10 protein-coding genes are annotated in these 12045 nt (G+C 58.4%); 7 read left to right on the forward strand and 3 right to left on the reverse strand.

Going from position 1 to position 12045, the window contains the following annotated elements:
* Positions 1-174: 174 nt before the first annotated feature.
* The 7 genes from MTP42_RS11170 to MTP42_RS11200 all read left to right on the forward strand — a co-directional run bounded on the left by MTP42_RS11170 (position 175) and on the right by MTP42_RS11200 (position 9101).
* Entirely contained in the window at positions 175-1545 is a 1371-nt protein-coding gene (locus MTP42_RS11170; RefSeq protein WP_215698340.1) for an acyclic terpene utilization AtuA family protein, read from the forward strand.
* 1 nt (position 1546) lies between these two features.
* Entirely contained in the window at positions 1547-1876 is a 330-nt protein-coding gene (locus tag MTP42_RS11175; RefSeq protein ID WP_005931688.1) for an AtuA-related protein, read from the forward strand.
* Between the two features lies 1 nt (position 1877).
* Positions 1878-3092 carry a CaiB/BaiF CoA transferase family protein gene (locus tag MTP42_RS11180; RefSeq protein WP_179859170.1) on the forward strand — a complete coding sequence of 405 codons (1215 nt, stop codon included), beginning with the start codon at positions 1878-1880 and terminating at the stop codon, positions 3090-3092.
* A 40-nt stretch (positions 3093-3132) separates the two neighbouring features.
* A complete protein-coding gene (locus tag MTP42_RS11185; RefSeq protein ID WP_097773474.1) occupies positions 3133-4566 on the forward strand; it encodes a CitMHS family transporter in 1434 nt (477 codons plus the stop codon).
* A gap of 206 nt (positions 4567-4772) precedes the next feature.
* Positions 4773-6251, forward strand: a complete 1479-nt coding sequence (locus MTP42_RS11190; protein WP_249257332.1) for a vWA domain-containing protein — start codon at positions 4773-4775, stop codon at positions 6249-6251.
* Positions 6242-7717, forward strand: a complete 1476-nt coding sequence (locus tag MTP42_RS11195; protein ID WP_249257333.1) for an ATP-binding protein — start codon at positions 6242-6244, stop codon at positions 7715-7717. Before MTP42_RS11190 ends, MTP42_RS11195 begins: the two co-directional genes overlap by 10 nt.
* Before the next feature lies 1 nt (position 7718).
* Entirely contained in the window at positions 7719-9101 is a 1383-nt protein-coding gene (locus MTP42_RS11200) for a leucine-rich repeat domain-containing protein (RefSeq protein WP_249257334.1), read from the forward strand.
* A 44-nt stretch (positions 9102-9145) separates the two neighbouring features.
* On the opposite strand, the gene MTP42_RS14760 is transcribed toward MTP42_RS11200, so the two are convergent.
* The 3 genes from MTP42_RS14760 to MTP42_RS11215 form a co-directional block, all read right to left on the reverse strand.
* Positions 9146-9286, reverse strand: coding sequence for a hypothetical protein (locus tag MTP42_RS14760; protein WP_207653566.1), 141 nt, complete (start codon positions 9284-9286; stop codon positions 9146-9148).
* A gap of 346 nt (positions 9287-9632) precedes the next feature.
* A complete protein-coding gene (locus MTP42_RS11210) occupies positions 9633-10619 on the reverse strand; it encodes a TRAP transporter substrate-binding protein (RefSeq protein WP_249257335.1) in 987 nt (328 codons plus the stop codon).
* A gap of 124 nt (positions 10620-10743) precedes the next feature.
* Entirely contained in the window at positions 10744-12045 is a 1302-nt protein-coding gene (locus MTP42_RS11215; protein ID WP_249257336.1) for a TRAP transporter large permease, read from the reverse strand.

Genomic DNA, 12045 nt, shown 5'->3' on the forward strand with positions numbered 1-12045 from the left:
TTTTTCTTTTTCCTTTTTAGCCGTTTCAACAAAGTTGCATTTCTTTTCCTCCAAACTTCGTTTTTTTCTTGACATTAGTAAATCGTTGTACTACACTCAGTACGACGATTGAGTCAAACGTTATACTGATGTTTGACGCTGATATCACCTTTCCATTTATAAGGAGGCTATCGAATGAAGAAAGTTGCAATCGGCGGTGGCCAGGGCTTCTGGGGCGACAGCCCGGACGCGGCCATCCACATGATCCGCAATGCCGATATCCAGTATATGGGCTGTGATTATCTGGCAGAGCTGACTCTTTCCATCATGGCAAAGCAGCAGCTCAAGGACCCCACCAAGGGCTTTGCGCCCGACTTCACCACCCGCATCCTGAAGGAGGCCGGCAAGGAAGCCTGGGACAAGCACATCAAGATCTGCACCAACGCAGGCGGCATGAACATCAATGGCTGCGTGGACGGCATCCGCCAGTGGGCAGAAGGCAACATCATGAGCGGTTATAAGATCGGTTATGTGACCGGCGATAACATCAAGGATAAGATTCCGCAGCTGCTGAAGGATGGCTGGACCTTCCCCAACTTCGACTACGACGGCAATTTCAACGATATTCTGGACAAGATCTACAACTGCAATGTCTACATCGGCCATGAGGGCATTGAGGGATGCCTGGCAGAGGGTGCCGATGTGGTCATCACCGGCCGTGCGGCTGACAGCGCCCTGTTCCTGGCTCCGCTGAAGTACGAGTTTGGCTGGGCTGCTGACGATTGGGACAATCTGGCCCGCGGCATCATGGCAGGCCATCTGCTGGAGTGCGGCGGTCAGGGTGCCGGCGGCAACTATATGTACGACTGGCGCAATGTCCCCCGCATGGACGAGCTGGGCTTCCCCATCGCAGAGCTGACCGATGATACCTTTGAGATCACCAAGGCTCCCGACTGCGGCGGCATCATCTGCGAACAGAGCTGCAAGGAGCAGTTCCTGTACGAGGTCCACGATCCCGCCAACTACCTGACCCCGGATGTCAACGTGGATATCAGCCATGCTACCATCACCCAGGTGGGTGACAACCGTGTCCGCATCGGCGGTGTCAAGGGCAAGCCCCGCCCCGACACGCTCAAGCTCTGCGTGGGTTACCACAAGGGCTGGAAGACTGTTTCCATGCTGAGCTTTGCATGGCCTGATGCCTACGAAAAGGCTCAGTACTGCGCCGAGGTCATCATGAAGAAGATGCAGCGCCGCGGCATGAAGGCCGACGACATCCACATCAGCTACATCGGCCTGAACAGCCTGCATCTGGGCGTGGCCGATATGAGCGAAGAGGCACTGAAGAACCTGAACGAGTGCGTGCTGCGCATTGCTGTGTTCAGCGAGGACAAGAGCGAGTGCGCCAAGATCATTCCCGAGATCAGCCCCCTGCAGCTGAACGGCCCTCCGGGTGCCTCCTTCTTCGGCGGCCGTGCCCGCGTGCAAGAAGTGATGGCACTGTGGCCCACCACCGTGCCCCGCGATGCCGTGCAGGTCGAAAGTCACATTCTGGAGGTGAAGTAAGATGGCAGAGATCTATCTGAACGATATTGCTCACGGCCGCTCCGGCGACAAGGGTGATACCAGCAATGTCTGTGTGTATGCACGCAAACCGGAATACTATAAGATCATTGAGCGCGAGGTGACCCCCGAAAAACTCAAAGCCTACTTTGGCGACATGGTCAAGGGCGAGATCACCCGCTACGACGTGCCCAGCCTGAACGGCTTCAACTTTGTTATGAAGCACGCTCTGGGCGGCGGTGCCACCATGAGCCTGCGTCTGGACAGCCTGGGCAAATCCATGGGCAGTGCCGTGATGCGCATGAAGATCCACGTTGAGGATGGAGAGCTGTAACATGAGTGAACATATGGCATTGGAGAACCTGACGGTTCTCGACCTGACCCGTGTGCTTGCCGGCCCCTTCTGCACCATGATGCTGGCTGACATGGGGGCAAACGTCATCAAGATCGAGGTCCCCAAAGGCGGTGACGACACCCGCAGCTATCCCCCCTTCCGTGCCAAAAATCTGAATGGTGAGCGGGAAAGCGTCTATTTTGCCAACATCAACCGCAACAAAAAGGGGATCACCCTGAACCTGAAGGCCCCTGAGGGCAAGGAGATCTTCAAGGAGCTTGTCAAAAAAGCGGATATCGTGGTGGAAAACTACCGCCCCGGCGTGATGGACAAGCTGGGACTGGGCTATGATGTCCTGAAGGAGATCAATCCCCGCATCATCTATGCGGCGGTCTCCGGCTTTGGCTGCTACGGTCCCTACCACCTGCGCCCGGGCTATGATATCCTGGCTCAGGCCATGGGCGGTATGATGTCCATCACCGGTTCCAAGGGCGGGGAGCCTACCCGTGCCGGTTCTGCGCTGGGTGATATTCTGGGCGGACTTCATGTAACCATCGGCATCCTTGCCGCAGTCAACGCCCGCACCATTACCGGCAAAGGGCAGCGGGTGGACGTGAGTCTGATGGACAGCATGATCGCTGCCACTGAGAACACTGCCCTGAAGTACATCGAGACCGGCAACATCCCGGCCCCCATGGGCAACCGTTATGCCGCTGTTTCCCCCTACGACAGCTTCACCTGCAAGGGCGGCAAGGTCATCATCGCGGCAGGCAACCAGAAGCTGTACGAGAAGCTCTGCAATGAGGTGCTGGAACGCCCTGATATGATCACCGATCCCCGGTTCGTGGATATGCCGGGCCGTCTGGCCAATCAGGATGCCATTGCCGAGGTCATTGAGGAGCGGATCAAGGATCTGACCCCCAACGAGGCCGCCGAGCTGGTACTGGCTCACGGCATCCCCGCAGGCCCCATTATGAACATCAAGGAGATCCTGGACGATCCCCATGTCAAAGAGCGCGAGATGTTCGTGGAGATGGATCATCCCACCCTGGGCAAGGTCACCGTGAACGGCTGTGCCATCAAACTGATGGATACCAAGCCCTCTGTGCGCACACCCGCTCCCCAGCTGGGGCAGAACAACCGGGATATCTTTGAGGGTGTTCTGGGCATGACTGAAGAGCAGTTCAACACTCTGCACGAGAAACAGGTGTTCTGATCTCTGACCACCTTTACACACATTATTGAGGAGAAATCACATGCTGGCAGTATTAGGGTTCGTCACCATTCTGCTGGTGCTGGCACTGATCATGAGCAAGAAGGTCTCTACCCTTGTAGCTCTGATCTTTGTTCCCGCCATCACCGGCTTCATCGCAGCATTCATCAATGCCCCCAATGTCATCATCCAAGCCGCACAGGCTGCTGCCGAAAAGGCCGGAACTGCTTATGTTGAGCCGGTCATCACGTTCGGCACCCGCTTTACCAAGGCACTTTCCATCCTCAGCGCAGATTATATGGGCAAGGGCCTGAGCAGCATCGTTGCCACAGGTGTCATGTTCATCTTTGCCATCCTGTTTTTCAGTACCTGCTCGGATGCCGGTGTCTTTGATCCTATCATCAACCGCATCCTGAAGTTTACCGGCGAAGACCCCGTCAAGGTCTGTATCGGCACCTTCCTCATCGGCTGCATCTGCCATCTGGATGGCTCCGGTGCCACCACCTTCCTGATTGCCATCCCCGCCTGTATGCCCCTGTTCCAGAAGCTGAAGATGAACCTTTGGGTAGAGGCTACCATCGTGGCGCTGGCCGCCGGTATCATGAATGTTATGCCCTGGGGCGGCCCTACGGTCCGTGCAGCCGCAGCCATGTCCGGCCTGGGCTATGAAGTCACCGGCAGCGAGCTGTGGGTGGGCATCATGCCCGCCTGGATCGCAGGCTTGGTGACCTGTCTGCTCGTCGCGGCTTTCCTGGGCAAAAAGGAAGCCAAGCGCATTGCTGCAGGCATCCCCGCGCAGGAGGTCACCGGTCTGACCGAAGCAAAGACCACCAACACCTCCAACGAACTGGCCCGCTCCGGCTGGCGCTGGTACTTCAATGTGGCACTGATCCTGGTCATCCTGTACATCCTCGTTACCAACCGCCTCAGCCCGGCTGTCACCTTTATGATCGGCTACTGCGTCCTGCTCATCGTCAACTACCCCAGTGTGGATCTGCAGCACAAGATCATCAACAGTCACGCACAGGCCGCATTCCTGATGGTCTCCATCGTCTTTGCCGCAGGCGCATTCACCGGTGTGGTCAAAAATTCCGGTATGCTGGCTTCCATGACCGACGCTCTGGTCTCCATCATCCCCACCAGCATGGGCACCTTCATTGCCCCCATCGTCGGCCTGTTCAGCGTTCCGCTGAGCCTGCTGTTTGACCCGGACTCCTACTACTACGGTGTTATGCCGGTCATCGCCAACGCTGTTTCCGCTATGGGCGGCAACGCACTGGCTGTGGCAAAGGCTTCCATCATGGGCCAGATGACGCTGGGCTTCCCGCTCAGTCCCCTGACGGGTGCCACCTTCCTGCTGCTGGGCCTTTCCGGCCAGGACCTGGGCGACCACCAGAAGCACACCCTCCCCTACGCATGGGTTGCATCTGCTATTATGGTCGCTGTGGGCTGCGTAGCCTGTGGGCTGCTGTTCTGAGGTCTCACCAAAAGAAACACCTTCCTCCTTTTTCACCCATTCCTTCATTCTGATTCCGAAACGTCTGCCGGGCGGAGTACCCGCAGCACGCCACGGAATGCGTGCAAACCAGCAGACTTCCACCCGGTGCGCCGGGTGGTGTCGGCTGGTTTTGCCGTTTTTGAAGGATACCACCCTGCCCTTGGGGCAGAAAGGAGTTTTCTCTTATGCCCGAGCCCATCCAGACTCCTGTTCCTGCGGCGGACGAACTGGCCGCACAGGTGCTGCTGCTGGCACAGAGTCGGTTGACTGCCGACCTGCGTTTTTTATCCTCCGCTCTGGAACAGCTGAAGCCGATTCCCATCCCTGCGCTGGACACCCTGTTTGCCGGGGATGGCCGCTGCTTATACTATTGCCCCGAAACGCTGCTCCGCACATTCCGGGCACAGCAGTCTGTGCCCACACGCGCCCTGCTGCATGTCACCCTGCACTTTCTTCTGGGGCATCCCTTTCAACGGCAGGAAATGGATCACCGCCTATGGAACCTTGCCTGCGACATTGCCGCAGAGGAAGTCATCCGGGAACTGGAGATCCCCTCCTGCGCCCTGCCGGATGATGCTATGCAGGACAGCTGGCGCAGCCGCCTGCAGGATGCCTGCCCTCACCTGACGGCAGAAGCCATCTATAATTTTCTGCTGGAACGGCAGTACCCCGCCGATGTTCTGGCGGAATTGACCCAGCTTTTTTCCCGGGACAGCCATGCACTCTGGTATGCTGCGCCACGGCCCGGCTCTCGTCCGGCCCCCAACGGACAGCTGCTGCCCGCCGGGGAGGATGAGGATATCACCAACGAGACCGAACTGCGCAAAACCGACACCCGGGACGAAACGCTGCAGCAGATGCAGCAGCGGCAGAAGGAAGCCCTGCGCAGACAATGGAAGCAGCTGGCCCGCCAGGCCAAGACTGATCTGGAGACCTTCAGCCGCCGTCACGGCAAGCGTGCCGGAGCATTGCTGGATGGGTTAGAGCCTGTGACCTTTGAGGAATGCGACTATACTGACTTTCTTCGCCGGTTCGGGACACAAAACGAGGTGCTGCAGCTTTCCGAGGACGAATTTGACCTCATCTATTACACTTACGGTCTGCGCACCTACGGCAACGTTCCTCTGGTCGAGCCGCTGGAATACCGGGACGACAAGCGCATCCGGGAATTTGTGATTGCCATCGACACCTCCGGCAGTGTGCAGGGCGATATCGTTCAGAGCTTTTTGCAGCGCACCTGCGACGTTCTGCGGCAGAGCGGTTCCTTCACCGAGCGGGTAGAGATCTATCTCATCCAATGCGATGCCGAGGTGCAGAGCGTGGAGCGGCTGACCAGTCTGGACCAGCTGCATGAGCTGATTCCCCGGCTGAAGCTCCGGGGCTTCGGCGGTACCGACTTCCGGCCGGTGTTCGCCTATGTAGACAGGCTGCTGGAAGAGAAAAAGCTGACGAACCTCAACGGCCTGCTCTATTTTACCGACGGCGTGGGCACCTACCCGGAAAAATCCCCTGCCTACAAGACTGCCTTCATCTTTAACCGTGACGACCACATCAGCCCCCACGTTCCCAGCTGGGCCATCCGGGCTGTACTTACCACTGACAACATCCGCCTGCTTGAACCGCAGAAGACCCGAACCGAGGAGGACACCGAATCATGGATATAGCAAGTGCAAAGCAACAGATCAAAAATACCGTACAGATCTATCTACAGAAGGACGCTCTGGGCCACTACCGACTTCCGCTGGTGCACCAGCGGCCCATCTTCCTGCTGGGTGCGCCAGGTCTGGGCAAGACTGCCATTATGCAGCAGGTCGCTGATGAGATGGGGCTTGGCCTTGTGAGCTATTCCATGACCCACCACACCCGCCAGAGCGCACTGGGTCTGCCTGTGATCGTAGAAAAGGAATACGGCGGCAAGCGCTATCAGGTCAGCGAATACACCATGAGCGAGATCATCGCCAGCGTCTACGACTGTATGCGTACCACCGGCAAAACGCAGGGCATCCTGTTTCTGGACGAGATCAACTGCGTCTCCGAGACTCTCTCCCCTGCCATGCTGCTGTTCCTGCAATACAAAGTCTTTGGTGGGCATCAGATCCCCGAGGGCTGGGTGGTGGTCACCGCCGGCAACCCGCCCCGCTTCAACAAAAGCGTCCGGGAGTTCGACGCTGCCACCCGTGACCGCCTGAAGGTGATCGAAGTTGAGCCAAGTTATGAAGCATGGAAGGCCTACGCGCTGGAACACGGTGTCAGCCGCAGCGTCATCAGCTATCTGGATATCCGTCCCGAAGATTTTTACAAGGTCGAGACCACTGTGGACGGTCTGACCGTGGTAACGCCCCGTGCCTGGGAGGACCTTTCCGAGATCCTGCAGTATCACGAGGAGCTGGGCCTTGCAGTCAGCGAGGAGCTGACTACCCAGTATCTGCAAAACAAGCAGGTCGCCCGGGATTTTGCCATCTACTACGAACTCTATCAGAAATATCGTCAGGCCTACAATATTGATGCCATCCTGCAGGGTGTGTGGGATGAGGATGTCCTCACGCAGGCACGCAGCGCCAAGATGGACGAACGGATGAGCCTTGTCAGCCTGCTGCTGGAAGCCGTGTTCCTGCAGATGGAACGCTGTACCCTGCGCCACGATGCGCTGCGCCTTATCGTGGCCGCCCTCAAAGCCCAGCGCGGGACGCTGGATGTTCCCGGCGATGCTCTGACCGCTCTCGCCGGGCTGGAGGACAACTGGCGCGCCGAAGCCAACAAAGCCCCCTCTGCCCGGCAGAAGGTCTATCTCGATCTGCTGTCGCTGACTGCCCAATGGCACGGAGAACTTTCCGGCTCCACCCCTTTTTCCGCCCTCAAAGCCTGCTATCAGCGCTCGGTCGCCGACCTGCAGGCTGAGGTCGCTGAAACGCAGAAGAAGCTTGGCAATCTGCTCCGTTTTTTACAGGAAGCCTTCGGTAAGGGAACGGAGCTGAGCATGGCGGTAAACGATCTGACCGTAGCCCCCGTAGCCACCGCATTTCTGGGGCAGTTTCTCAGCACCGATTACTTTGCAGCCAGCCGGGATCTGCTGCTGCACCGGCAGTCGGAACAGCTGCTGCACCAGATCGATCTGACAGGACTGGTGTAAAATGGAACTGCTGCAATTTGAAGTAACCAACGCCGGAACGCTGGGCGGCCGCTGGACACCCCCCGCCCCGGAAACAAAAAAGGCCTCCTCCCTGCCCGGAGCCGCGCTGGCAGCTCTCTTGCAGGAGGAGGACGACGAGGATGATTGGGGCGGCGATGCTCCCGACATGAGCGCAGAGTTTGCACGACTCGGCCATCTGAACGAAGAGTCCGACACCGATGCCCTGCCCCTGACAGCAGACTTTGCCCCTCTGCCGGACGGCTCTCTGGCGCTGGTGCGCTGGCCCCGGCTGGCACGGCCTGCTGTGGTACCCGACACTGTAGAAGGCCGCACTGTCACCGCCATTGCCGCTACCGCCTTTGCTGCCAGCCATCTGGATGAGAGCTGCTTTGCGCAGTTCGGGCAATCGCCTATCAGTTTCAGCATATTTTGTATGCGAATGGGCCGCGCAGTCACCACCGAAACGCTGGACGAAGGCGGGCCGACTTCCGTCACACTGCCGGACAGCATCACTCACATTGGTCCCTACGCGTTCTACCACTGCACAAATCTGACTTCCATCACCCTGCCGGATGCCATTTCCGCCCTGCCTGCCGGTGTATTCGGCGACTGCAGCCGCCTTACCAGCGTCCATCTGCCAGAGCAGCTGCAGACTCTGGGCTATCTGCCCCGCCCCACGGATCAGGTCATGCCGGATGTGGGCACGTTTGCCGGGTGTCACGCTCTGAAACAGCTGACGCTCCCCCCACAGCTTAAAATGCTGGGCGCTCACAGCTTCAACAGTTCCGGTCTGGCGACCCTGACCGCCCGGGATGCTGGGTGTGAAGGTTGGAGCCGTACTGTCACTGTGGCTGCGTCTGCATTTGACCACACTGCCGCACTGCTCTGGCTGGAAAAGACCGATGTTTCCGGCCATGTGGTGGCGCGGCTGGGTCTACCCGTGGCCCGGGATAAAATTCTGGCAGGCGATGCCAAATTCGGAGCCATCCTGCGGGTACCGGTGCTGTTCTTCACCCAGCCGATGCCTTACTTTGACCAACTGGCCCGGGACGCGTTCCGGCTGGATTTCTCGGCTCGTATGGCGCTGGCTCGGCTGGAAGCCTCTGCTGGACTGTCTCTAGCTGACCGTCAGTGGTACTGCTCCGTTTTGGTACAGTATTTTGACCATGCCGCGCAGTTCATGCCCTGCCCGCCTCAACAGGCTTACGCAGAGCTGTTCCGCTTCCTCTGCCGCACAGACCTGCTCAACGCATCTGATGTCAGCACTCTGCTTCGTATGGCCGGAGCACTCGCCCTTCCCGCCGAACTCATCAGCGAGATGATGGAGGTGCGCACCCGTCGGTTTGAAACAGTCACCGGCTTTGAGGATCTGGAGTTGGATTGATCAGAACAACAGACATTGCGTAGAAAGATGCTCAGTTAGTACAGTCACTCCCAGTTCTTCCGCCCGTAGCGGGTGGTCAGCTGGCAGATCTCCTTGGTGTAAACACTGAAGGCGTTTGTTTCCCAGGTCTGCCAATTGTAGTTCAGGGTGGTCGTGTCAATGGGCTCCGGCTTTCGCATGACCACATAGGGCAGGCACGAACTACCGTATCCTGTGCGAAGCAACCACGGTTTATCCGGGTGCTGAGATGCACTATGCCGTCGTGAACGTGTATGAAAGTCTAGAAGGCAATGCCAACATCATCAGCGTGACCGACGGATATGTGAGCTGAGGGAGAGTTTTTGATTCAGAAGGTCCTCCGCTGCACCTTGGGTATATTCAGCGGAAACATTTATTTTGATATTGCAAACAAGCCAGACCGGCGGGTCTGGCTTGTTTGCTGTTTCACGGAGTGGGCGTGGAGGAAAAGTGCTCCGCAGCATAACCTCAAAGCTGTGAGCCTTTTTATTTGACTCGTCCCTTTCTCTGTTGTCACTCTGCCTGTATCTCCTCCACCAGCGGCAGATAGTCGGCACAGTATTTCCGGTACAGCGGCTGCACCAGTTGCCGGAAACTCTGCATTTCTTCTTCGGGCAGCGGCAGTTCGATGCAGCCGCCTGCAAGGGCTGCTTTGCGGGCGGCGGTTTCCTCCTGTGCCCAGAGCTGGCGCTCATACTGCGCCGATGCCCGGGCGCACGCCTGCAGGGTCTGCCGGTATTCCTCCGGCAGTGCATCCCATGTGCGGCCGGAAGCCAGCTGCACCTCCGGTACGCGGCTATGCTCATCGGCCATGTAGTACCGTGCCACCTTGTAGTGCTCCATGGAATAGTAGGCCGGCCAGTTGTTTTCGGCGGCATCGATCTGCCCGGTCTCAAGCGCCGAGTACACATCGCTGTACGCCGTGGTCTCCGGCACTGCACCCAGCAGGCGGATCATGTCGATCACGATCTGCGAGTTCTGCACGCGGATGGTCTTGCCCTGTAAATCGTTCAGGCTGCGCACCGGCTGACGGGCATAAAACGAGCGGGCACCCGCGTCGTACCAACTCAGGCCTACCCGTCCCTGTGCGGTAAAGTCCTGCAAAAACTCAGCCCCGATGCTGCCGTCCAGCACGCGCCACATGTGGTCGGCATCCCGGTAGAGATACGGTAGCAGCAGCACGTTGAGCCGGGGCAGATCGTCCGTGGCCACCGAGAGCGACACACGGGCAAAATCTACGCCGCCAATGGCAAGCTGCTCCCACACTTGCTGCTCTGAGCCGTACTCGCCGTTCGCTTTGACCTGAATGACCACCTTGCCCCCGGTCTGCTGCTGCACAAGGTCCGCAAAATACTGTGCGCCCTGCGTGGTGGGGTATCCGGCGGGCTGGTTGTCGGCATAGGTCAGCACATAGTCCGGTGTGGTCTGCAGCTTTGCGGCACAGCCTGCCAGCTGTAAAGCCGCAAAGCCCAGCCCGGCTAAAAAAGTCCGTCTGCGCATGGTGTCTCCCTCCCTTTGCAGATAGTATAGCGCACAAGACTGCCTTTGTGCAAGAGACAGGAAAAGGCAGTACCCGCCGCAAAGCAGGTACCGCCTTTTTTAGGAGAAGAATGGAATGTCTCAGTTACATCAGGCCCATTGCCTGCGGCAGTGCGATAGACACTGCCGGGATAAAGGTGACCAGCAGCAGGCCGCCGATGATGGCCACATAGTACATAAGCATGTACGGCATGACCTTGGAAAGCGAGGTGCGGCCCACCTTGATGCCCACGAACAGTGCGTTGCCCACAGGCGGGGTGATGTTGCCGATGCACAGGTTATACACGAGGATCAGACCGAACTGGATGGTGCTCATGCCAAAGCTCTGGCAGATGGGCAGGAACAGCGGGGTGAAGATGAGGATGGCCGGGGTCACATCCATAAAGGTGCCGGACACCAGCAGGATCACGTTCATGATGAGCAGGATGATGTACTTGTTGCTGGTCAGGCTCAGCAGGGCTGCCGCCACAGCATCCGGGATCTGCAAAAAGGCCATGACCCAGCCCAGAATGTTGGAAACGCCCACAAGGAACACCACCATGCCGGACATCTTGGCAGAGTCCACGATGATCTTCCACAGGCTCTTCAGGTTGATGGAGCGGTAGCAGAAAGCCAGCACCAGCGCATAGACGACCGCGATGGCAGAGCCTTCGGTGGCAGAGAACACACCGCCGATGATGCCGCCGATGACCACGATGATCAGGGAGAGCGAAGGCAGGGCGCGCAGGGTGCAGACGCCGAGATTTTTCCAGTCAAATTTGCCGGGGGTGCCTTTATAGCCCAGCTTGATCGCCAGCAGCACACCCACCACGCAGCAGCACAGCGCCCAGATGATGCCGGGGATGTAACCGGCCATGAACAGCGCAGCCACAGAGGTGCCGCCGGATGCCAGCGAGTAGGTGATCAAGGCGTTGGACGGCGGGATCAGCAAACCGGAGCAGGAGGAAGCGGCGTTGGTGGCAGCGGTCACGGCGGGGTCGTAGCCCTGCTCGTCGGCACCATCGCGGATCATGGAGCCAACAGCAGCAGCCGCAGCAGACGCAGAGCCGGAGATGGCACCGAAAAGGGCGTTGGTGCCGATGTTGGTCACCAGCAGTGCGCCGGGCATCTTGCCCAGAATGGCCATGACGAAATCCACCAGACGCTTGGCGATGCCGCCCTGATTCATGATGTTGCCGGCCAGAATAAAGAACGGGATGGCGGTCAGGCTGAACTTGCTCATGCCCACAAAGGTGCGCTGGGCAGCGGTCAGCACGGCAACATTCAGGTCGATGGAAGAAAGGATGGCAGTCAGAGAAGAGACTGCAATGGCGTACGAGATGGGCACGCCGAGGAACAGCAGCACCAGCAGCACTGCCAGAATTACGAGTAACGCTTGAATTGCCAC

It is taken from the genome of Faecalibacterium sp. I2-3-92 (genome assembly GCF_023347315.1).
GTDB lineage: Bacteria > Bacillota > Clostridia > Oscillospirales > Ruminococcaceae > Faecalibacterium > Faecalibacterium duncaniae.